Source organism: Pseudomonas sp. R151218B TE3479, assembly GCF_053629195.1.
On the sequence record NZ_JBRJHV010000001.1, the window covers coordinates 4,105,895 to 4,128,130 of the forward strand.

General features: G+C 60.9%; 22 protein-coding genes. 6 read left to right on the forward strand and 16 right to left on the reverse strand.

Annotated features, from left to right (window positions below; all coding sequences use genetic code 11):
* Positions 1-6 precede the first annotated feature (6 nt).
* On the reverse strand, positions 7-1,746 hold the full coding sequence (locus AB7M32_RS17695) for a phosphoethanolamine transferase CptA (protein WP_454250755.1): 1,740 nt from the start codon (positions 1,744-1,746) through the stop codon (positions 7-9).
* 251 nt (positions 1,747-1,997) lie between these two features.
* Positions 1,998-2,171 (reverse strand): DUF6026 family protein, encoded by a 174-nt coding sequence (locus AB7M32_RS17700; RefSeq protein WP_454250756.1) that lies wholly within the window; start codon positions 2,169-2,171, stop codon positions 1,998-2,000.
* Between the two features lie 251 nt (positions 2,172-2,422).
* Here AB7M32_RS17700 and gnd point away from each other — a divergent pair, with 251 nt between their 5' ends.
* Genes gnd through AB7M32_RS17715 form a run of 3 tightly spaced genes read left to right on the forward strand, consistent with a single transcriptional unit; the run spans position 2,423 to position 5,762 of the window.
* The gene (gene gnd / locus AB7M32_RS17705; protein ID WP_454252158.1) at positions 2,423-3,427 is read left to right on the forward strand and encodes a phosphogluconate dehydrogenase (NAD(+)-dependent, decarboxylating); all 1,005 of its coding nucleotides are present in this window, start codon (positions 2,423-2,425) and stop codon (positions 3,425-3,427) included.
* On the forward strand, positions 3,424-4,944 hold the full coding sequence (zwf, locus tag AB7M32_RS17710) for a glucose-6-phosphate dehydrogenase (protein ID WP_454250757.1): 1,521 nt from the start codon (positions 3,424-3,426) through the stop codon (positions 4,942-4,944). Before gnd ends, zwf begins: the two co-directional genes overlap by 4 nt.
* Positions 4,941-5,762, forward strand: coding sequence for an HAD family hydrolase (locus tag AB7M32_RS17715; RefSeq protein WP_454250758.1), 822 nt, complete (start codon positions 4,941-4,943; stop codon positions 5,760-5,762). Before zwf ends, AB7M32_RS17715 begins: the two co-directional genes overlap by 4 nt.
* Positions 5,763-5,863: 101 nt before the next feature.
* Here the strand turns inward: AB7M32_RS17715 and nhaB are convergent, their stop codons facing one another.
* The 3 genes from nhaB to AB7M32_RS17730 form a co-directional block, all read right to left on the reverse strand.
* Positions 5,864-7,366, reverse strand: coding sequence for a sodium/proton antiporter NhaB (gene nhaB, locus AB7M32_RS17720; protein ID WP_454250759.1), 1,503 nt, complete (start codon positions 7,364-7,366; stop codon positions 5,864-5,866).
* A 95-nt stretch (positions 7,367-7,461) separates the two neighbouring features.
* A complete protein-coding gene (locus tag AB7M32_RS17725) occupies positions 7,462-8,751 on the reverse strand; it encodes a hypothetical protein (protein ID WP_454250760.1) in 1,290 nt (429 codons plus the stop codon).
* A 184-nt stretch (positions 8,752-8,935) separates the two neighbouring features.
* Positions 8,936-9,202: a hypothetical protein gene (locus AB7M32_RS17730; RefSeq protein WP_013693488.1), complete on the reverse strand. Its 267-nt coding sequence runs from the start codon at positions 9,200-9,202 to the stop codon at positions 8,936-8,938.
* Positions 9,203-9,543: 341 nt separating this feature from the next.
* Between AB7M32_RS17730 and AB7M32_RS17735 the strand changes: the two genes are divergently transcribed.
* Positions 9,544-10,869, forward strand: coding sequence for a sigma-54 dependent transcriptional regulator (locus tag AB7M32_RS17735; RefSeq protein ID WP_072405459.1), 1,326 nt, complete (start codon positions 9,544-9,546; stop codon positions 10,867-10,869).
* A 159-nt stretch (positions 10,870-11,028) separates the two neighbouring features.
* Here AB7M32_RS17735 and AB7M32_RS17740 read toward each other — a convergent pair whose 3' ends face one another.
* The 9 genes from AB7M32_RS17740 to AB7M32_RS17780 all read right to left on the reverse strand — a co-directional run bounded on the left by AB7M32_RS17740 (position 11,029) and on the right by AB7M32_RS17780 (position 19,283).
* Complete coding sequence (locus AB7M32_RS17740; RefSeq protein WP_454250761.1) at positions 11,029-12,309, reverse strand: hypothetical protein; 1,281 nt, start codon at positions 12,307-12,309, stop codon at positions 11,029-11,031.
* A 46-nt stretch (positions 12,310-12,355) separates the two neighbouring features.
* The gene (locus tag AB7M32_RS17745) at positions 12,356-13,102 is read right to left on the reverse strand and encodes a hypothetical protein (protein ID WP_454250762.1); all 747 of its coding nucleotides are present in this window, start codon (positions 13,100-13,102) and stop codon (positions 12,356-12,358) included.
* A 58-nt stretch (positions 13,103-13,160) separates the two neighbouring features.
* The gene (locus tag AB7M32_RS17750) at positions 13,161-13,841 is read right to left on the reverse strand and encodes a C39 family peptidase (RefSeq protein ID WP_072405462.1); all 681 of its coding nucleotides are present in this window, start codon (positions 13,839-13,841) and stop codon (positions 13,161-13,163) included.
* A gap of 139 nt (positions 13,842-13,980) precedes the next feature.
* Positions 13,981-14,964 (reverse strand): heme utilization protein, encoded by a 984-nt coding sequence (locus AB7M32_RS17755; protein WP_072405463.1) that lies wholly within the window; start codon positions 14,962-14,964, stop codon positions 13,981-13,983.
* Positions 14,965-15,023: 59 nt separating this feature from the next.
* Complete coding sequence (locus AB7M32_RS17760; RefSeq protein WP_454250763.1) at positions 15,024-15,617, reverse strand: adhesin; 594 nt, start codon at positions 15,615-15,617, stop codon at positions 15,024-15,026.
* Position 15,618: 1 nt separating this feature from the next.
* Positions 15,619-16,065: a hypothetical protein gene (locus AB7M32_RS17765; RefSeq protein WP_060742551.1), complete on the reverse strand. Its 447-nt coding sequence runs from the start codon at positions 16,063-16,065 to the stop codon at positions 15,619-15,621.
* Between the two features lie 320 nt (positions 16,066-16,385).
* The gene (locus tag AB7M32_RS17770; protein ID WP_454252159.1) at positions 16,386-16,910 is read right to left on the reverse strand and encodes an AAA family ATPase; all 525 of its coding nucleotides are present in this window, start codon (positions 16,908-16,910) and stop codon (positions 16,386-16,388) included.
* The gene (pnuC, locus tag AB7M32_RS17775) at positions 16,907-17,470 is read right to left on the reverse strand and encodes a nicotinamide riboside transporter PnuC (protein WP_454250764.1); all 564 of its coding nucleotides are present in this window, start codon (positions 17,468-17,470) and stop codon (positions 16,907-16,909) included. The genes AB7M32_RS17770 and pnuC overlap by 4 nt, the downstream gene beginning before the upstream one ends.
* Positions 17,471-17,648: 178 nt before the next feature.
* Positions 17,649-19,283: a methyl-accepting chemotaxis protein gene (locus tag AB7M32_RS17780; protein ID WP_072405467.1), complete on the reverse strand. Its 1,635-nt coding sequence runs from the start codon at positions 19,281-19,283 to the stop codon at positions 17,649-17,651.
* A gap of 274 nt (positions 19,284-19,557) precedes the next feature.
* Between AB7M32_RS17780 and AB7M32_RS17785 the strand changes: the two genes are divergently transcribed.
* Both AB7M32_RS17785 and AB7M32_RS17790 read left to right on the forward strand, forming a co-directional pair.
* The gene (locus AB7M32_RS17785) at positions 19,558-20,388 is read left to right on the forward strand and encodes an undecaprenyl-diphosphate phosphatase (RefSeq protein ID WP_060742548.1); all 831 of its coding nucleotides are present in this window, start codon (positions 19,558-19,560) and stop codon (positions 20,386-20,388) included.
* Positions 20,385-20,807, forward strand: coding sequence for a DUF1294 domain-containing protein (locus AB7M32_RS17790; RefSeq protein WP_454250765.1), 423 nt, complete (start codon positions 20,385-20,387; stop codon positions 20,805-20,807). The genes AB7M32_RS17785 and AB7M32_RS17790 overlap by 4 nt, the downstream gene beginning before the upstream one ends.
* Before the next feature lie 66 nt (positions 20,808-20,873).
* Here the strand turns inward: AB7M32_RS17790 and AB7M32_RS17795 are convergent, their stop codons facing one another.
* Both AB7M32_RS17795 and AB7M32_RS17800 read right to left on the reverse strand, forming a co-directional pair.
* Positions 20,874-21,224: an MmcQ/YjbR family DNA-binding protein gene (locus AB7M32_RS17795; RefSeq protein ID WP_454250766.1), complete on the reverse strand. Its 351-nt coding sequence runs from the start codon at positions 21,222-21,224 to the stop codon at positions 20,874-20,876.
* The gene (locus AB7M32_RS17800; RefSeq protein WP_454250767.1) at positions 21,221-22,129 is read right to left on the reverse strand and encodes a LysR substrate-binding domain-containing protein; all 909 of its coding nucleotides are present in this window, start codon (positions 22,127-22,129) and stop codon (positions 21,221-21,223) included. The genes AB7M32_RS17795 and AB7M32_RS17800 overlap by 4 nt, the downstream gene beginning before the upstream one ends.
* Between the last annotated feature and the right edge of the window lie 107 nt (positions 22,130-22,236).

Here is a 22,236-nt window from a genome sequence, read left to right on the forward strand (position 1 = left end):
TTTCGGTTATTTCTGCACGACTTCGGCCAGTGGTGCCTTGGGCTGCATCAGGCTGAAGTCGATCAGGGCCTTGCGTGGGGTTTGATACGGGTTGCCGATCAGCAGCGGGCGGGCCTTGAAGTCATCGCTGACCAGGCTCTTGCTGTGGTCCAGCTCGTCAAAACTCAAGCCGGCCAGGTCCGCCCAGGTGTGGATCAGGTGTGAACTGCTGTAGGGCCGTGACAGGTCGCCGGCAAAGTTCCAGTCATGGTTTTCGCGCCACTTGGGCGAAGCCCAGGCCATGAAGGGAATGGTGTACATCGGTGCGGTCGGTTTGCCTTCGTTACGACCCAGCGTGCCGTGTCCTGGCGAGTCGAACACGTCTTCGCCGTGGTCCGAGAGGTATAGCAGGAAGCCGTTGGGATCGGTCTTGGCGTAATCCTTGATCAGGCTCGACACGACAAAGTCGTTGTACAGGACGGCGTTGTCGTAGCTGTTGTAGGTCGGGACCTGATCGTCGCGCAGGCCCGCCGGTACGCCCTGGCGGTCAGTGAATTTGTTGAACGTCGGCGGATACCGGTACTGATAGCTCATGTGGGTGCCGAGCAGGTGCACCACGATCAGCTTGCGCGGGGCACTGTCGCCCAAGGCCTTGTTGAACGGCTCGATCACGTCGCCATCGTACTGCGCGGCATTCTGGTTGCGGTTGTTGTTCAGGTACACCTGCTCGTCGGCCTGTTGGGAAAAGGTCGTGAGCATGGTGTTGCGCTTGGTCATGGTCTGCTGGTTGGTGATCCAGAAGGTCTTGTAGCCGGCCTGCTTCATCATGCTCACCAATGATGGCGTACTCAGGTACAGGTCTGGATTCTCCTCGTCGGCGAACGTCAGCACCTGCTGCAGCGCTTCGATGGTGTAGGGGCGCGGGGTGATGACATTGTCGAACACCGAAAGCTGGTCCTTGAGCTTGTCCAGCTCCGGCGTGGTTTCCCGCGGGTAACCGTACAGGCTCATGCGCTGGCGGTTGGTGGATTCGCCGATCACCAGTACCAGGGTGGCCGGCTGTTCTGCCATTGCATCCTTGAGATTGCTCAGGGGAGCAATCTTGCTGGCGCTGTGGAGCATGCCTTGCATGTTTTCCAGCTGTTCACCGTAGCGACGATAGGCCACCAGCATCTGCCACGGCACGGCCGGCTCGATGCGATCTTCGAATTTCTCCAGGCCACCGGCGAAACTGCCGGTGCGCAGGGTCTGCTTGACCAGCGGATAACCGACCACGGCGAGCACGATGACGGCTGCGGCGACCATGGCCTGGCCCCGAGGCAGGTACACCGGACGCAGGCGGGACCAGAGCCAATAACCCACGGCGGTGTGGGCCAGGAACGCCGCCACCATCCACCAGGCAAAATATTGGGTCAAGTACTCGCCGGCTTCAGACACGTTCGATTCGAACATGATGAAGATGACGCTCTGGGAAAATTCCTGCTGGTAAATGAAGAAGTAGCCCAGGCTGGCCATGGAGCAGGCCCACAGCACCACGCCAATCAATGCCGCGAGCAAGCGTGTACGGGCGGGGAAGAGCAGCAGGGGCGCCAGCCACACCGCACTCATCACGAACGCTTGGCGAAAGCCGGTGAAACCGGAGGTGTCGCTCAACAGGATGAGCAGTTGGGTGATACCCGAGAAGTACCAGAAGAACAGAAACAGCCAGCCGAGTCCGGCCCAGTCGAAACCTTTCGCAGTCGTTTTGCTGCGTTTGAACAAGCTCATCAAGCGCTCCAGCCTTATATCGACGAAGCTGCCAGCACCGGATTGGTGACCGCAGGCCTGCGCCGAGCAACCCTAAAGGCGGGGAGTATTGCGAGCCGGTTGTGAAAACTTTGTGAGTTTTTCGGATACAAAACGCAAGGAAGGCCGCGATGACAAGACAGAGGACGAGGTGCCCATCTTGCGGCGAGGGAGTATCAGCGACACTGGCTTGGAGCCAGTGCCACTTTTCTGGTGCTGTGCCTCTGGGGCGGTTACCGAGCCAGGGACTGGCTCTGGTGGGACAGCTGTGCGTGTTGCAGCTGCATGCGCAACTTCGTCACTTCATCGAGCAGCAGATCGCGTTCTTCCTTGAGTAGGCGCAATTCATCGCGACGAATGGTCACATAAAGGGTTTGGGGAGGACGTGCGGTAACGACAGGGCCCATTGCTCACCTCGCAAATGGCGTACATCAACTATAGAGATGTCGCCATGATTTGGTCGACACCTCTACTATCGGCGCCGATTCTGATTTCTTTTGCTTGTGATTGGAACTTTTTTATTTTTCATGGTCGGCTGTGTCTTGGGCCGGATCTTGAGCGTTATCCCTTGTGGTCGCTCGAATTACCCGGAAACTATGCAGCAATGCTCTGGACTAACCTCCATTAGTCGATAGTGTTAAATCTTTGACACACCTTTATTTGTAGTAGGGAGCATCAGCACATGCAACTCGGGATCATTGGACTGGGCCGCATGGGCGGCAATATTGCGCGGCGCCTGATGCTCAATGGGCACACCACCGTCGTCTATGACCGCAATGCCGCTTTTGTCGAAAACCTGCGCCAGGAAGGCGCCACGGGCGTCGCGGACCTGCAGGCGCTGGTTGCCGGCCTGGAAAAACCACGGGCGGTCTGGGTCATGCTGCCGGCCGGCGCACCCACCGAAGACACCATCAATGTCCTCAGCGAGCTGCTCGAACCGGGCGATGTGATCATTGACGGCGGTAACACGTATTACAAGGACGACATCCGTCGCGCCCAGGCCCTGTCGGAAAAAGGCCTGAGCTACGTCGATGTCGGCACCTCCGGCGGTGTCTGGGGTCTGGAACGCGGTTACTGCATGATGATTGGCGGCGAGGCCGAGGTGGTGAAGCGCCTGGACCCGCTGTTCGACAGCCTGGCGCCGGGCATGGGCGACATCCCGCGCACCCGTGACCGCAAATCCGACGATGACCGTGCCGAACGTGGCTACATCCACGCGGGCCCGGCGGGTTCGGGGCATTTCGTGAAGATGATCCACAACGGCATCGAATACGGCATGATGCAGGCCTTCGCCGAGGGCTTCGACATCCTCAAGACCAAATCCAGCGAAAGCCTGCCCCCGGAGCAGCGTTTTGACCTGAATGTCGCCGATATCGCCGAAGTCTGGCGGCGCGGCAGCGTGGTGTCGTCCTGGTTGCTGGACTTGACCGCGGACGCGTTGGCCAGCGATCCGAAACTGGACGGCTTTTCCGGTGAAGTCGCCGACAGTGGGGAAGGGCGCTGGACCATCGAGGCCGCCATCGAGCAAGCGGTGCCGGTTCCGGTCCTGTCCAGCTCGCTGTTCGCCCGTTTCCGCTCGCGCCAGCAAAGTACCTACGGCGACAAAATGCTCTCGGCCATGCGCTTCGGCTTTGGCGGCCACGTGGAGACGCCGAAGAAATGACCTCGATCGTCAGCAAATCCAAGGCAGAACCCGCGCCGCCGACTACGTTGTTCCTGTTCGGCGCCCATGGCGATCTGGTCAAGCGGCTGCTCATGCCGGCGCTTTACCACCTCAGCCGCGACGGTCTGCTGGATGATGGGCTGCGCATCGTCGGAGTTGACCACAACGCCATCAGCGATGTGGATTTTGCCAAGAAGCTCGAAGACTTCATCCGTAACGAAGCGGCGAGCAAGGGCGGTGATGCCGACCGCGCGCTCGATCCGGCGCTGTGGGCCAAGCTGGCCCAAGGCATCAGCTACGTCCAGGGTGATTTCCTCGATGACGACACCTACCAGGCGCTGGCGGCGAAAATCGCCGCCAGCGGCACCGGCAACGCGGTCTTCTACCTGGCGACCGCGCCGCGTTTTTTCAGTGAAGTGGTCAGCCGCCTCGGTGCGGCCGGGCTGCTTCAGGAGCAGCAGGGGGCTTTCCGGCGGGTGGTGATCGAAAAACCGTTCGGCTCCGACCTGCAAACCGCCGAAGCGCTGAACGCCTGCCTGCTCAAGGTCATGAGCGAGAAACAGATCTATCGTATCGACCATTACCTGGGCAAGGAGACGGTGCAGAACATTCTGGTCAGCCGTTTCTCCAACAGCCTGTTCGAGGCGTTCTGGAACAACCACTACATCGACCACGTACAAATCACCGCCGCCGAAACCGTCGGTGTGGAAACCCGTGGCAGTTTTTATGAACACACCGGCGCCCTGCGGGACATGGTGCCCAACCATCTGTTCCAATTGCTGGCGATGGTGGCCATGGAGCCGCCAGCGGCATTTGGGGCTGACGCGGTGCGTGGGGAAAAGGCCAAGGTCGTCGGGGCGATCCGGCCCTGGTCGGTGGAACAGGCCCGCGCCAACTCGATCCGCGGCCAGTACACCGCCGGTGAGGTCGCTGGCAAGGCGGTGACCGGTTATCGCCAGGAAGCCAACGTCGCCGCCGACAGCAACACCGAGACGTACGTGGCCCTCAAGGTCATGATCGATAACTGGCGTTGGGTGGGCGTACCGTTCTACTTGCGTACCGGTAAGCGCATGAGCGTGCGGGACACGGAGATCGTCATCTGCTTCAAGCCGGCACCTTACGCGCAGTTTCGCGACACTGAAGTCGACGAACTGCAACCCACGTACCTGAGAATCCAGATTCAGCCCAATGAAGGCATGTGGTTCGACCTGCTGGCCAAACGGCCGGGGCCGGCGCTCGACATGGCCAATATCGAATTGGGCTTTGCCTATAAGGACTTCTTCGAAATGCAGCCGTCCACGGGTTACGAAACCCTGATCTACGATTGCCTGACCGGTGACCAGACTCTGTTCCAGCGCGCCGACAATATCGAAAACGGCTGGCGCGCCGTGCAACCGTTCCTCGATGCATGGCAGCAGGACGCAACGGTCCAGCCCTACAAGGCTGGCGAAGATGGCCCGGCGGCGGCCGATGACTTGCTAACCCGCGACAATCGCGTCTGGCATGGCCTGGGATGAGTGATCTGGTGAAGCGCCCCATCCGGTTTTTACTCAGCGACATGGACGGCACACTGCTGCTGCCTGATCACAGTCTCAACCAGCGCACCATCGAAGCGGTTCGCTCATTGCGTGAGGCCGGTGTGCTGTTCAGCCTTGCCACCGGGCGGCCGCCGCGGGCCATGTTGCAGCAGATCGAGGCCCTGGGCGTCGACCTGCCCACGGCGGCGTTCAACGGCGGCACCCTGGTTCATCCCGACGGCAGCTTCCTCGCTGTCCATTACCTGCCGCCGGAGGCGGCATTGGCCACACTGGCGCTGTACGCCGATCAGCCGGGCATCGAAGTCTGGGTATTCGCCGATGGCGACTGGCTGGTACGCGACGCCCACGGGCCGATGGTGCCGGTGGAGACGCGTGGCCTGGGCTACCCGCCGGTTGAAGTCGAGAGTTTCGAGCCTTACCTGGAGCGGATCGACAAGATCGTCGCCACCAGCGCCAACACCGAGCTGCTGGTGGAGCTGGAGGCTCGGCTGCATCCGCTGCTCAAGGGCCAGGCCCAGGTGTCGCGTTCGCAACCGATCTACCTGGATGTGACGGCGATGAAGGCGAACAAAGGGGAAGCGCTGTCGACCCTGGCCGCCTTCCTCGACGTGCCGCTGGAGCAGACCGCGGCCATGGGCGACGGTGGCAACGACCCGGCGATGTTTCATCGGGCGGGATTGTCGATTGCCATGGGCCAGGCGGAGGAGGCGATCAGGCGCCAGGCGGATGTGGTCACCGCCGCCGTTACCGAAGACGGCGCAGCCCTGGCGATCGAGCGGTACATCCTGCCGCGATAGACCGCCCGACCTCTTGTGGGAGCGAGCTTGCTCGCGATAGCGGTCTGTCATTCGAATGAATGCTGGCTGCCTCATCGCGAGCAAGCTCGCTCCCACAAGGGTTACAGCCAGTACGTCACCGCATACCAGCCCAAACCGCCCATCACCACCGTGTAGGGCAGGGCCATCCAGACCATCCGGCCATAAGACAGGCGAATCAGCGGTGCAATCGCCGAGGTCAGCAGGAACAGGAAGGCAGCCTGGCCGTTGGGTGTCGCGACGCTCGGCAGGTTGGTGCCGGTGTTGATGGCCACCGCCAGGGTCTCGAACTGTTCGCGGCTCATGTGGCCGGAGATGAAGGCCTGCTTGACCTCGGTGATGTAGATGGTCGCCACGAACACGTTATCGCTGATGGCCGAGAGCAGGCCGTTGGCGATGAACAGCATGCCGGGCTGCTGGTCGGCGGGCAAAGCCAGAACCCACTGGATCAGCGGCGTGAACAACTGCTGGTCGTGAATGACCGCCACCACTGCAAAGAACACCACCAGCAGCGACGTGAACGGCATGGCGTCCTTGAACGCATTGCCCAGTCGATGTTCGTCGGTGATGCCGGTGAAGGCGGTAATCAACACGATGACCATCAAGCCGATCAGGCCGACTTCGGCAATGTGCAGGGCCAGGCAGACGATCAGGATAAGCGCGGCAAGACCCTGGACGATCAGGGCTGCGCGCTGGCGTGCGGTGCGCTCGCGATTGTCCTGCTCAGCGTAATCGGCCAGCACGGTGCGAACGTTGTCCGGCAGCAGCGTGCCGTAACCGAACCAGCGCAGCTTTTCCAGGGCCACACAGGTCACTAGCCCGGCCGCGAGCACCGGCAGCGACACCGGCGCGACTTTCAGGAAAAAGTCAGCGAAATGCCAGCCCATCTCATGGCCGATCAGCAGGTTCTGCGGTTCGCCTACCAGGGTGCAGACGCCGCCCAGCGCCGTGCCGACGGCACCATGCATCAGCAGGCTGCGCAGGAACGCTCGGAACTGGTCCAGGTCGCCATGATGCAGCGATGGCAAGTCGTGGTCTTCGTCGACGCTGCTGTCCTGGCGCGGATCGTTGCCCGATGCCACGCGGTGGTACACCGAATAAAAACCCACTGCGGCGCTGATGATCACCGCCGTGACGGTCAAGGCATCGAGGAACGCCGACAGAAATGCCGAGAGAAAGCAGAACATCAAGGCCAACAGCGCCTTGGAGCGCACACCCAGGAGCAGGCGCGAGAACAGAAACAGCAGCAGGTCCTTCATGAAGTAGATTCCGGCCACCATGAACATCAGCAGCAAGATGACCGGGAAGTTATGCAGCAATTCATCGTACAGCGCCTTGGGTGTGGTCATGCCCAACAGCAGGGCTTCGACCAGTAGCAGACCACCAGGCATCAGCGGGTAGCATTTGAGGGCCATGGCGAGGGTGAAGATGAACTCCACGACCAGCATCCAGCCGGCGACTACCGGACCGAGGGTCCACAGCACCACGGCGTTGAGAACCAGAAAGGTGATGATGCACGCCTTGTACCAGCGCGGGGAATGCCCAAGAAAGTTGTGCGCGAAAGCTTGAGCCATCGAACCGGACATTGGCTGCTCCTTTTAATTAGAAGCGCGCAACTTGCCGTAACAAATGGGGAATATCAAGCGTAGGCATGAATACCGTTCGCCTACGACGACCTGACTCAGGCCCAATACCGCGCAATCACCGCTCGATAATGCCCCTGGAGCGAGTAGCCCCCCACCAGGATTCTGCCATCAGCCTGCATCGCAAGGGCGGTGGCGGTGTCCAGACTGTAGCCGAGTCGCGTGCGGACCCAGCCCTTGCCTTCACCGAAATCCGGATCGAGGCTGGCATCCGGCAAATGCCGGGCGAGCACGAAGTCGGCTTCGATACCACCGATGGTCGCGCCAGCGGTCACCAGCTTGCCGTCCGGTTGAAGCTGGGCGGCGGTCCACTGGCTGGCGTTGCGCCCGATCGCCATGAGCTGGCACTGGCCCTGATTGCAATGACGATCCGGCGTGCCGTCCCGGCGCACCTTCAGGGATAGGCTATGCATCGGATCGCGGCTGCTGCCAAAGGCTTGTAAATCGCCGTTCGCATCCTGAACGATCTGGCTGACCATCACGCTATGACCCTGCGCCAGGATGGACAGGAAACCCTCTTCGCCGAAGCTGTCATCGAGCTTGCCGCTGCTGTCATAGCGGGCGATCAAGCCATGCTGGGGCAAGTCAATGGCGCCGCCGACGACAATATGGCCGTCAGCCTGGAGCATCAGGCAGCCGAGCCAGGTATTTTTCAACGCGCGTCGGACCATCACGAAGCCGCGACCGTTGAACGAGGTATCCAGGGTCCCGTCCGGCAGGAGCCGGATCAGTACGCCGACATGGTCGGACAATTGGTAGTGATGGTTGGCGAGCAAGAGGATCCGGCCATCGGCCTGCACTTGCATGTCGCAGGCCTCGAGCCCCGGCACGCCGGGCGGTAGCCAGGGATCGCGCAGGCCTTGGGAGAGGTGGCCGCAGAGCCGGATGATGTGTTGGCCAGCGTTGCCGAAGCTCTCGACGGCATGGCCCTGTTGATCGAACAGCGCCAGGGCGGGAAGGGTGTGTTCGTTGTTTTCGTAGTGCAGGCCGGACAGCAGGATATGCCCGTCGGGCAGCTCGATCACTTTGCCCGCCGTCGCTTCGAAGCCCTGTTCGAACGCACCGATCACACAGCCGTGGCTGCCGAAACCCGGATCGGTCGAACCGTCGTGGTTGAGTCGCGCCAACCCGAACCGGCTGCCATGGGCGGTTTCTATCCTGGCCGCGACCAGGATTCGGCCGGCACGGTCGAGGGTCAACCCGGTGATCAGGCTCGAGGTGCTGTCTTCGAAATGAACCCAGGCTTTGCCGTTGGCGGCAAAGCCTGGGTCAAGTTGCCCGGCACGGGTCATGGCCTGGGGGAGTACAAACGCGAACTGATCGAGCATGCCTGCCTCTCCTTGCGTGTCGACCGGCCCGAAGGGGCGATGACTGCATGAGGGCAACATTCAATCCCTGAATGTGACAATGCACAACTGTCAGGTACTGCAGTTACAGGGGCGATGCGTGCCATAACAATGGCTTTACAACCCAATGCCAAGCCTGCAATCGATAACAGGCTCTACCGACGTTTTATTCAGGCATCGACCAGGATTGCAAGGTGTAGCCTTCCTGGCTCAATTCGGCACGGGCCTGTTTCAACAGATCGGCCAGTTGGACCGGGTCGGTATAGGCGCTGCTTGGAATCTGCGTGCGGCCAATATGGGTATTGGTGCGGTCGATGACGGTCAGGCTAAGTTCACCGTTACCGTCTTGTGGAGCCCAGGCCACGCATTGGAAAGGACGGAATGCGCGGTCGGCAATCAAAAGAGCTTCGTTGATACGGAGCGGGGCGTTCATGGCATTTTCTCTTAAGTGTGCCCAAACAAATGATGTGCCGTCGGTTGGGCGTACCGTGCGGCTGGTTACTTGTACTGATGTCCCGAACCCGTAGGCGGGTCACACATTATTTAAATAAATTTCGATTTTCTTTCAGACCAGGCTTTTGGTCTTTTGTTTGAAAGCGCCATGAAAGAAAAGCGCCTGTGACAACTAACGAAACACTCGCTTATAACCAGTTTGAGGTGATCTCGATAATCAATTGATACAAGGGGGCGTCAACTTCTTGCTACTGTTACATGCAGGTTTGCCAAACGACTGTTTCTACTCATATTTCTTTATTTTGGCGCCAAGGATCAGTCATGGTCGAAGCCAGTACGTCACGTCGTCTGCTCGTGGTTGATCCCTGCGACGATTGTCATCGCCTATTGCCAGGTCTGCGCGCCATTGGCTGGGACGTGGACAGTTGCGCCCTCGAACACGCCGGCGATCGGACCTGTGACGTCGGCCTGTTGCGCTTGCAGCCTTTTCACCTGGAGCGTCCGGAAGCGGTCAAGGAGTTGATCAGCCGCAGTGGCACCGAATGGATTGCCGTGCTCAGCCAGGAAGTGCTGCGCCTGCAAAACGTCGGTGATTTTGTCTGCGAATGGTTTTTTGACTTCCATACCTTGCCGTTCGACGTGTCCAGGGTCCAAGTGACCCTGGGCCGGGCGTTTGGCATGGCGCGCCTGCGGGGGCAGGGCTCGATTCATATCGATCAGCCGGAACATGAACTGCTGGGCGACAGCAAACCGATCCGCGAACTGCGCAAGTTATTGAGCAAGTTGGCGCCTGCCGAGTCGCCGGTGTTGATTCGCGGTGAGAGCGGCACCGGCAAGGAGCTGGTGGCGCGGACCCTGCATTGTCAGTCTCATCGGCGTAACAAACCGTTCATTGCTATCAACTGCGGTGCGATTCCGGAGCACCTGATCCAATCCGAGCTGTTCGGTCATGAAAAGGGCGCATTCACGGGGGCGCACCAACGCAAGATCGGACGGATCGAGGCGGCCCATGGTGGTACGCTGTTTCTCGATGAAATTGGCGACCTGCCGTTGGAATTGCAGGCCAACCTGCTGCGTTTTCTGCAGGAAAAGCACATTGAGCGAGTCGGGGGCAGCCAACCGATTGCGGTCGATGTGCGGGTCTTGGCGGCCACCCATGTGGACCTTGAGGCGGCCATCGAGCAAAAGCGTTTTCGCGAGGATCTCTACTACCGCCTGAACGTGTTGCAAGTGGCGATGGCGCCCTTGCGCGAACGCCATGGCGATCTGGCGATGCTCGCCAGTCATTTTTCCCATTTCTACAGCCAGGAAACCGGCCGTCGCCCCCGCAGCTTCAGCGAGGATGCATTGGTGGCGATGGGCATGCACGACTGGCCCGGGAATGTGCGGGAGTTAGCCAACCGCGTCCGTCGCGGGTTGGTCCTGGCCGAAGGGCGGCAAATCGAAGCCCGGGACCTCGGCCTGGCCAGCCAGCAGGGCGTCGCGGCGCCGATGGGCACGCTGGAGGATTACAAGACCCGCGCCGAGCGCCAGGCCTTGAGCGATGTGCTCAACCGGCACAGCGACAACCTGAGCGTGGCCGCCCGGGTGCTGGGCGTATCCCGGCCGACGTTCTATCGTCTGCTCCACAAGCATCAGATTCGCTAGAAGCCTACACACAACCCATTGTGGGAGCGGGCTTGCTCGCGAAGGCGGTGTGTCAGGTTGATCCATGTCACTGACACACCGCCTTCGCGAGCAAGCCCGCTCCCACAGTAGTTTTGCAGTGCCCTCGGGATAGGTGTCCATCACATACCCCTGAGGGCATCAGAAGTAATACGGGAATTTCAGGCTAAAGGTGAAATCCGGCGCATCGTCGGTCAGCCCGATGGACAGGTTGGGCACGATGGTCAGGTTGTCGGATGCGGCGACGGTCATGCCGATGTTGAAGTAACCGGCGTTGGCGTCGCTGGAGGTCACCGACTCCCAGTCGCCACCGTCCTGTTTGAGCTTGCTTTTCTTTTGGATCAGGTCAGAGACCGAGAACGACATACTCATTTTCTCGTTCAAGGCAAAGGCGATGCCCGCACCGAGCTGGAAGCTGTCGCCGATCCGCACTTTGCCCGGTACCTTCTGGTTGACTGTGGAGCTGATGTCGTCGAACGATTCTTCGAAGTTATGGGTGTAGGACAGGGTACCGAACAGGACCGCCGGGTCGAAGGTCTTGACCAGCGAGAGCCCAGGCGTGATCGACCACACGCCGTTGCCGGTGGGCAGGTCGTCAGGCACGAACAGGTTGGTGTTGGCCTGGGATTGGCGCAGCTTGATGCCAAACGGGTCCTTGCCGGTGGGCGCCTTCACCCGCAGGGTGACCACCGCGTCCGGAGAGTTGATCGACTCATCCATGAACTTGTAGGCGATGCCGAAGTTGACGTCGCCGATGGTGGGATCGCGGGTCACGGTTTCTTCGCTGGTGACCCCGGCCGCGCCGTTGTTCGCGCCGCCTGACTGATACGTGGATTCGCGGTAGACCACTGGCACGTTAAGGTCAAACTGCCAGCGATTATCGAAGTTATAGCGGCCGGTGAGGTCCAGCGTCCAGGTGTCGGCCTTGATCCGGTCGAGGTTGATGTTGCCCAGGAAAATCGAATCCAGGGCCAGGAAGCCGTTGAGGATCAGTTGCCGCGTGTCGTAGCGCGAATAGGTCACGCCGGTCTCGAAACTGAACTTGCCACCGCCGAAGAAGCCGCTGGCCTCGTCATAGAGGTTGGAGACACTCTGGGCCGGCTGGGAATCATCGGCCAGGGATTGCCCATAGCCGCTGCCGCCGGCTGCCGCACCGCTGCCGGCCACGGTCTGGTTGCCTTTCATGTCGGCCGGGGATTTGGCCAGGCGCTTGGGCTGTGGCGCGGCGGGTTGATCCTCCACTTGGCGGACCCGCTGTTCGAGCACCGCCAGGGCTTTCTGCTGGACCTCGTATCGTTGCTTGAGCTCAAGAAGTTCCTGTTTCAGGGCCTCGATGTCGGCGTCCGGGGCCGCCTGCAACACGGCTGCCGGGAACAGCGTGCTTAAACACATCACAGCGCGCAACGATACGGATCGATACATGAAATATGCCGTCCCTATTTGCCCAATGGTCGGAAAACAGCGTAGTTCAATAACCGAGGTTACGGAGGCCGCGCAGTTGGGTCAGGTTGCAGTCCAATGCCCCGGCACTGGGGCCGTTGTTGTTCAGCACCACGTTGAGCTGCGTCATGTTGTTGACCAGGTTGCTATTGCCCAGCAGGCGAGTGTTTTGCAGCAAGCCGCCCTGGGCCACTTGTTGCAGGGTGCCGCCCTGGTTGTGGCTGGCCTGGATCGCCATTTGCACGCCGTTGCCGGTGGCGGTGACCGCGACGCTGCCGGCGGCGTTGCTGCCGCTGATGGTCTGGCCCTTGGTCAGCAGTTGGCCCTGGGAAGGCACGAGCGCCGGCGCCTGGCTGCTCTCTTTCACATTGATGTTGACGTTGTTGTAGGCCGTGTTGCCGTCGCCGGCGGCACGCACGCTCTGGGTCACGCCCTGGCTCGTGCCAAGGCCGGCGCCACCGGTGATGTTTCCGCTGCCCTGTTCCGGGACGCCGCCATTGCCCGTCTGCTTGATGGTGGAGACATAGAACTCGGGTTTGACGGTGGCAGCCTGGATCTGCATGGTGCTGGTGGCGCCGATCAGGTCGCCGCTGGCGTTGCGCCAGGTACTGCTCATGACGATGCCGAAGCTGATGACTCGGCCGGGCATGACATATCGACCGCGAAGCTCGGCAAGCTCCTGGTCCTTGACTTCGATAGGTTTGAAGCCGGCATGGGCATAGCCCGAGGCGGTCGCGAGCAGGCAGGCCAGCGACAGCCAGTGTGACGTTTTCATGTGCTGCTCCCGGAGCGTCCTGCTCCTTTTTGTACTTATTGTTGGCAGTGGTCGGCGATTAGAAAAAGTCGCTCTGTATGAAGCCGAAATCCATCAGTTCCGCATCCCTGACCGGGTTGAAACCGTCCAGCTTGTTACGGGCTGTCAGGGGTTGAGGAGGGCTGCGCAGTGCATTGGTCTTGTCATAGCCCGGGCCGACGATCGCAAAGACGATGCCGTTCCAGCCTTTGACGAACTCATCGTGGGCGTAGCGCTTGTGCCCCAGCACCGGATCGCCGATGTAGACCCATTGCTTGTCGGCCCGCTGCAACACCACGAAGTGCTTGTAGCCGCGTATTTCCATCAGGACCACCACCGGAATCGTCACCGCTTCGAGTTTCTCTGGCGGTATGCGGTAGCCTCGGGCACGCATGCCGATGGTCTCCACGTAGCGCTTCATGTCCAGCATGGAAAACCCCTGGGTGCGAACCAGGTCCTGGTCGGCATTGACCAGCATGCCTTTGATGACGTGCTCCTCATCGACGTCAAGCCAATAGGCCTGCCGCAGCACCGTGGCCAGCGCGGCGGCGCCGCAACTGAAATCGGTTTTCTGCTCGACGATGTCGCTGAATTTACGCTCGCGTACGCTTTGCACCGGTTTGTAGACCAGCATGCCGCCAGGCAGGGCGGCGACCGGCATCTGCGCCGCTTCGGCCATACAAGCCAGGCAGAGCAGCAGGGAAACGGCAGTGACACGCATGATCAATACGCCTAGTGGACGTCCAGGAAAAAGCCCCCCTGTGGAAGCGAGCTTGCTCGCGATAGCTGTGTGTCAGGCAACACAAAGGTCACTGATCCAATGCCATCGCAAGCGAACTCACCCCCACAGTGGTACTTTTTTACATGCAAGCCTTGCAGCCGGCCGCGATGGACAGCGAGTTGCTTTGCTGGTTGCCCACGCCCGCCGACACGTTGGCGCCGCCGTTACCGGAGAAGCCGTTCATGGAGTTGGTCATGGTGGCGTTGTTGATCACAGGGTTTTTCCAACCGTCGCGGGTCAGCACCTGCTGGGTGTTGCTGCCGGCCAGTTCGAAAGTCCCCACGGCGGAGAACTTGAACTTGTCGTCATCATGACCGCCGCCGTAGCCGCCTCTGTTGTCCCAGCCGCCATGATCGTTGTCTTCGGCGGTACCGGTACCTTTGGCCTTGAACGTGCCTGAGGCGCTGTAGGTGCTGGTGAGCGTGTCGGTCTTGTAGGTCCGCACGCCTTTGTTGTCGACCACAAGGCCGGTGGAGGACTGGTCGGCCGAGGCCGAGGCCTGTGCGACGCGGCCCCCGGATACGGCGATGGCCAGGTTGTTTTTCTGCTGGTTGAAGTTCCCGGCGGTCACGTTGATACCGATGTTGCCGGAGCCGTTGTTGCCCGCATTGGTGAGCGAGGCGTTGTTTTGCGTGGAGTTGTTCTTGACGTAGTTGTTGTTATTGACCTGCGTGGCGCTGGAGGCGGCGACAGCCGAGCCGAAGATGAAGCTTTCGTCGGCGGTGGCCAGGGCGGCGGCGTTGTCCTGCTGGTTGCCGTCGCCGCCGGCAATGTTGGCGCCCATGTTGCCGTTGCTGCCATTGAGCGAGTCAGTGGCTTCAGCGGTGTTGCGGGTGGCTTGGTTGGTCACGACGTTGCCGTCGCTGTTCTGCTCATCCAGCACGGTCGCGCCGGCCCCGGCAGTGATCGAGAGCAGTTGCTCGAGCGACGGACCTCTTGGGCCTTGGTTGCCGTGGCCGTTACCGTGGCCGTTGCCCCGCCCGTTACCATCGGCTTGTGCAGCCATTGCCATGACAGCGGCGAGAGCGAAAACCAATGGTTTGAGTGCCATTGTAGGTTTCATGGTGTTTCTCCTTGCGTGTCGTTGGTTAAGTGTCGGTACTTTCTTATGTAGCCCCCGGGTCAATCAGCGACCCGGATGCTCAGGGTGTTAGCCATGCGGTTCCCCACCCCGGCGCTCTGGTTCACCTGGATTACCCCTCGGCTGCCGGTGAAGGCCTGGTCGCTGGTAACGACCTGGCGACTGCCGGTTGGGGCGCCAGTTGCTCCTGAGTTCGGTAGCAACGCCACGTTCTGTTGAGACAGGGCGCTGTCGTCCATGCTCTGCGGATGAGCACTGATGCCGACCCGCATGACATTGGCCATCTGGTTGTTGGCCCCGGCGGACTGGTTGACGCCCAGCACGCCGTTGCCGTTGCTGAAGGAGTGGCCACCGATGCGGGCGGTGGCGTTCATGGAAGGGGTGGCCTGGGTGTCGACACGTTGCTGCACGTGGGTGCTTGCCTGGGCGTGGCTGCCAATGGCGATGGCCCGGGTGTTGGTTTGCTGGATCTGGTCGCCGGCCGCCTGGTTGACGTTGAAATTGCCGGTGTAATGGCTGCCGGAGTCCTGCAGGTTGGCGCTGCTGACCACCGCAGCACTCGAATCGGCGAATACGGTGAAAGAGCTGAGCAGGGAAAGCATGATCAGGGCGAGTAGAAACAGCACGGGCTTCATGTCACTGACCTCCCGCCAACCGACCCAGCGGTGCCAGGCCGGAACTCAACGAGCGGTTGATGGTGCCTGAGATCGCGCCACCACTCCCGCCACCGTGACCGGCATTCATGCCCGGCATGCCGTTGGGGTTGGTGACCACGTTCAAACCCTGCACACCGGTATTCGGCGTGACGATGTTGCGGATCGACGAGCCGCTGGCCACGCTGGCGAACTCGCCATCGCTCAGTTCGGTGCTGGCGGTCGCTTGGTTGATTCGTTCGGAGGGGTTGGCATTGACGGTGGTCGGGTAGGGATCTTTGCCGCCGTTGCGACCGATTGCGATGGGTTGTACGTCACGGCTGAGCACGATGACGCCGTTGCCCTCGGCCTGTACGGGCAGGCTGAGCGTTGCGCTGGCGGCGCAGCCGATCACTAGCAGACAGGTCAAACTTCTTTCGAAAGTCCCCACGGCATCGATTCCTTCTTCGGTGGGCTGGCCCTGGTCCAGCGTTGCGAAATGAGGAAGAGCAGGTGTTGTGCCGTGTTTTGAAATACCCGCCAATTCAATGGGTTGGATTCAGGCGGGGAGCTTCGGGACGGGATCCTGTTTCAGCGCTGAGACAGTGCGCATGGCGGCCAAATGGCCATCAGCCGTTCCAGGGCTCTGGATCCAGGCTTTTAGGCGGGTGTATCAGCAGCTTGACAGTCTTGATGGCAAGGACGTGAAACGGGGTTGAATCCGGGTTTCATGGGAGTGCACTGTTTCAGAAGTGAAACAAACAAAGGCGATCAGGCTTCAAGCAGTTGGGTAACGGCTGCAAACACTTGCTGGCGGCGTTGCACCCAGTTGCCCTGAATGACCTGGAAAGGTTGCCGATTTCGCTTCAGCCAAGACTCGATCGTCTGGAAAAAGGTCAGCCGCTCTATCAGCTCGGGCTGGCAACGCAAACCGTCGCCAGTCCATTCGACCTGCTCTGGGCTTAACAACAGGTGCAGATCGTAATGACGGGCCAGCAGCGCCGGTTCGAGCCACTCCGGGCAATCGCCGAACAGGGTCTGGCTCCAGAGGATGTTACTCAACAGATTTGTGTCGAGGATCAGCAGCGCCGGCCGATGGGCACGCGCCTGGTCTTCCCAGGCCAGTTGGCCGGAGGCGATGTCGGTGATGTCCGCCAGGCAGGTATCGCGTTGGGTCTGTTCCATGAAATGGCGCACGTACTCATCCACTCGCACGCCACCGAAGTGTTCCTGCAATTGCGCCGCCAGCCAGCTCTTGCCGCTGGATTCCGGGCCGGTCAGGACCACCACCTTCATGCGCGCAGGGCCGGGTCGGCGCGCCATTCGCGCCAGCCTTGCACGGCCAGCAGGGTGAACAGGGCATAGAGTGCGGCGGTCAGGTGCAAACCCTTGTAGATGAACAAGCCAACGAAGATCACGTCCAGGGCGATCCACAGCGGCCAGCATTGCACGCGTTTTTGCGCCATCCACCACTGGGCCACGAGGCTGAACCCCGTGAGCGCGGCGTCGAGCCAGGGTTGGGCGGCGTCGGTCCAGTGGGCCATGGCGGCACCCAACATCAGGCTGCCCGCCGCGCCGATGGCCAGGCCGAGCAACACCGATGGCCCACCGAGGCGGCTGACCTGGCGCCCATCATGATTGCGCCCGGCACGGGTCCATTGCCACCAGCCGTAGAGTTGCAGTACCGCGTAGATGACCTGCAGCAGCATGTCCGAGTACAACTTCACCTCGAAAAAAATCCAGCTGTACAGCAGTACCATGACCAGGCCGATCGGCCAGCACCAGGGGTTCTGCTTGACGGTCAACCAGACGGCGATCACGCCGAGGGCTGCGGCAAACAGTTCAAGCCCGGACATGGCGGTTCCTTGGGAAAGAGGAGAGGGCGGCGATTGTAAACGCTATGGTGTGGATAGCTCCACAAACCAATGTGGGAGCGAGCTTGCTCGCGATAGCGGTGGGTCAGCTTGCATCAATGCTGAATGTGCGACCGCCATCGCGAGCAAGCTCGCTCCCACAGGGATCATCCACCGATCTTTAGACTCGGAATTGCTTGAGCAGCCCGTTCAACTGTTCACTCAGTGCCTTGAGGCGGACGCTTGCCTGGCTGGATTGTTCGGCGGCCATGGCGGTGCTGTGGGACAGTCCGGCGGCCTGGGTGACGTTTTGGTTGATGTCTTCCACCACATGGGCCTGTTGCAGGGTGGCGCTGGCGATGGAGGCGTTCAGGCTGTTGAGGTTGCGCAGGGCCTGGCCTATGGCGTTGAGGCTGGCACCGGCGAGGCCGGCCTGTTCGATGGTCAGTTGCGAGGCACGGCTGCTGTCGCCGATGACTTTCACGGCGGCTTCGGAATGGGTTTGCAGGCGCTCGATCATCGCCTGGATCTCGGCGGTGGATTTCTGTGTGCGCTGGGCCAGCAACCGCACTTCATCGGCGACCACCGCAAAGCCTCGGCCTTGCTCGCCGGCGCGGGCGGCCTCGATCGCGGCGTTGAGGGCCAACAGGTTGGTTTGTTCGGCGATGGAGCGGATCACCTCCAGCACACTGCCGATCTGGGTACTTTCACTGGCCAGGGTGCGAATCACTTCCACGGCTTGATCGATGGTCTGGGACAGCCGGTCGATCTGCTGCAAGCTGCCATCGATGTTGACCTGGCCTTGCTGGGCCTGGGATTCGGCGTCGCGCATCTCACTGGCCGCGTGCTCGGCATTCTTGGCCACATCCTGCACACCATAGGTCACTTCGTTGATGGCTGTGGCCACCAGTTCCATTTGTTGCGACTGCTGTTGGCTGCGTTCCTGGGCTTGAGCCGCATCGTTGCCCAATTCGCTGGAAGATTGCCCCAGTGCACTGGCCGAGTCCTGCAACTGGCTCACCACTTGGCGCAATTTGGCGGTAAAGGCGTTGAAGTGCCGGGCCAGTTGGGTGACTTCGTCCTGGCCGTGGGTGTCGAGGGTGCGAGTCAGGTCGCTCTCGCCACTGGCGATATTGGCCATGGCATTGACGGTCTCTTGGAGCGGGCGGACGATGCTGCGTACGATCAGGGTCAGCAGCAGGCCCATGACCAGGGTGATCGCCAAGCCAATCAACGAAGCCTTGATCAACTGGGACTGGAATTCTGCCTGGACGTCGTCCACGTAAACACCGGAACCGATGATCCAGCCCCACGGTTCGAACAATTTGACGTAGGAGGTCTTGCCGACTGGCGCTTCGGCGCCCGGCTTGGGCCAGAGATAGTCGATGATCCCGGCACCCTTGGCCTTGGCGATGGCGACCATCTCGTTGAACAGCGCAAAACCGTTCGGGTCGCGGATCGCCGAGAGATTCTGGCCTTCGAGCTTCGGGTTGGTCGGGTGCATGACCATGACCGGCGTCAGATCGTTGATCCAGAAGTAGTCGCTCTGGTCATAGCGCAGGCCTCGTACCGCGCTGAGGGCTTGCTTTTGCGCTGCCTCGCGGGTCAGGGTTCCAGCGGTTTCCAGGCCATGGTAGTAGCTCAGCACACCACTGGCGGTCTGCACCACATGCTGGGTCTTCTGCACCTTGGCCTGATACAGGTCCGTGTGGATCTGCTTGAGCATGAAGGCACCGAGCGTGAACAACATCACGACGGCCACCACCAGGATGAGCCACAAGCGTCGGCTGATCGACACACTGCGCAAGCTATTCATACGCTGTCACTCCGGTTTCTTATTCTTGTCATTAACGACGGCCGGCACTTTAGCGCCTGGCGGCTATCCATGATTGATCTGGGTCATAACGCGGCAGCGTTATCAGGGCTTGTCTGATAGGATTTCGGCCCCGCAGCGCAAAACCTGAGCCTGTTCTGATTTTTCATTGGTTTTTTTTGAAAGGTCGCGGTTATCGTGCAGCCGCTGCGGGTACCTGCATGACACTTGAATATTGATAAGACCTGCATGAACAGCGTCTTTTTTTGGGGGATGAATGGATTTGTGGACCGCCTTTTCGGCACTGATTCTTGGCGTAGTGGAAGGCTTGACGGAATTTCTGCCGATTTCCAGCACGGGGCACCAGATCATTGTCGCCGACTTGCTCGAGTTCGGTGGCGAACGAGCGATGGCATTCAACATCATTATCCAGCTTGGCGCGATCCTCGCGGTGGTCTGGGAGTTTCGGCGCAAGATCTTCGACGTGGTGCTGGGCCTGCCGACGCAACCCGGCGCCCGCCGGTTTACCGCCAACCTGCTCATCGCCTTCCTGCCCGCCGTAGTCCTGGGCGTGCTGTTTGCAGACTGGATCCACCACTATCTGTTCAACCCGATCACCGTAGCCGCCGCCCTGGTGGTGGGCGGTGTGGTGATGCTCTGGGCCGAGAAGCGCCAGCACCAGGTGCACGCCGAAACGGTGGACGAGATCTCCTGGAAGGACGCGTTGAAGGTCGGTCTGGCCCAGTGCATTGCGATGATTCCGGGCACCTCCCGTTCCGGTGCGACCATCATTGGTGGCTTGCTGTTTGGCCTGTCGCGTAAAACCGCTACCGAATTCTCGTTCTTCCTGGCGATGCCCACCATGGTCGGCGCGGCCGTCTACTCGGGCTACAAGTACCGCGAACTGTTCGTTCCGGCGGATTTCCCAGTGTTCGCCATTGGTTTCGTCACGGCGTTCATTTTCGCCATGATCGCGGTCAAGGGCCTGCTGCGGTTCATCGCCAGTCACAGCTACGCGGTGTTCGCCTGGTATCGCATCGCCTTTGGCCTGTTGATCCTGGCCACCTGGCAGTTCGGCTGGGTGGACTGGACCGCCGCCAAGCCATGAACGATTCACGCGCCCGTAAAAGCGCAGGTGGCAATGCCGGTGGGGCCGTGCAGCACCTGCGGCTCAAGCTGATGGTCTTTGCGCTGCTCTGCGCCTTGCCGCTGTTCGGCTCGCTGTTGTTCGGGCTGCGGGCGGTGTCGTGGGTGCCGATGGCAGCCTACGGCGTCGTCAGTGTGGTGGCGTTCCTGTTGTACTGGAGCGACAAGCGCAAAGCGCGCGCCGACGCCTGGCGCACCCCGGAGAACGTGCTGCATGCACTGGAGCTGGCCGGCGGTTGGCCTGGAGCCTTGCTGGCCCAGCAGCTGTTTCGCCACAAAACCCGCAAAGTCTCGTTTCAAGTGGTGTTCTGGTTCATCGTACTGTTGCATCAGGTGTTCTGGATCGACCAGTTGTTCCTGGGCGGTTACCTGTTGGCGTAGTCTTGGACAGTTCAAACCTGTGGGAGCGAGCTTGCTCGCGATGGCGGTGGTTCAGTCGCGCCGCCACTACAGCAACAACCCCACTTGGGTACGCTTCGGTAACTTGCCGACCACCAATTGGTGCGAGCGTTGCAGCAGGCCACGCAGTTCTTCGGCCCCTAGTGGGTAGGGTACCTGCATGATGACCCACTGGGCCCGCGCCAGGTAAGGCGCGGGGTGAATGCCTGGCCGGTCGCAGTGGCCCAGGAACAGATCCTTGTCGACCTTGAACGCCAACGAGTCGCCCCGCAGGCCCTGGAGGGCGAACATCTTGTTCCCGGCAACGGAAAACACCCGCACGCCGCCCCATTTGTAGTCTTCCCTGGCACCGGGCAAGCCCAGGCAAAACTGCGCGACATCCTCTTCGCTCAAACTCATAGCGTTCTATCTCCACAGCCTTCGAAGGCTTCCACCAAATGATCGATCCAGGCGCGCACCGCTGGCAACATGCCGCGCCGATGCGGGTAGACCGCCTGTAGCCAGCCGTCGGGCAACGACCATCCCGGCAGCAGTTCCACCAGTGTGCCGTCCCGCAATTCCTGCTCGCAATACATGCTCGGCAATAAAGTGCAGCCCAGGCCGGCGAGGGCGCAGGCCCGGCGCACAATGAAGTCATCGATGCCCAGGCGGGCCTCCAGGCTCAGTTCCACACGCTCTCCATCGGCCTTGACCAGACGCAGATGCACCAGGCGATCGGCTTCCAACGCCCCCAGCACTGGCAACTGCTCCAGATCGTCCGGTGTTTCTATGCGCCGCCCTTCAACGAAGGCCGGGCTGGCCACCAGCATCAGTCGTGCCCGGCGCAAGCGCCGGGTCATCAACAGCGGGTCTTCGTCCCCCAGGTCACGCACGCGCAACGCCACGTCGATGCCTTCGCCGATCAGGTCCACCCGCCGGTTGAGCAGGGTCATGTCCAGTTGCACCAAGGGGTATTTCACCAGGAAGGTTTCGATCACCACCGGCAGGAACTGGTGGGCCAGACCCACGGGGCTGGACACCCGCAATCGGCCGCGGGGCTCGCTGGACATGCTCGCCACCGCTTCGTCGGCCATCTCGGCCTCCAGCAACATGGCCTGGCAATGGCGCAGGTAACGTTCGCCGACCGCCGTCAGTTTCAACTGGCGGGTGGTGCGCTGGAGCAGCCGCGCGCCCAGGCGCTCTTCCAGCTCGGCGATGCGCCGTGACAACCGCGATTTGGGAATGCCCAGCAAGCGCCCGGCCGCCGCGAAACCACCGGCTTCGACGACTTTGGCGAAATAGTACAAGTCATTGAGGTCTTGCATGGCGAACTCGATTGTCCTGTGAGTGGGACAAACTATCGCATTTATGCTGACTTATCGATCATTGGCTTCATCGATAGGATGGTCGCCAATTGATCGCCTGGTTACGG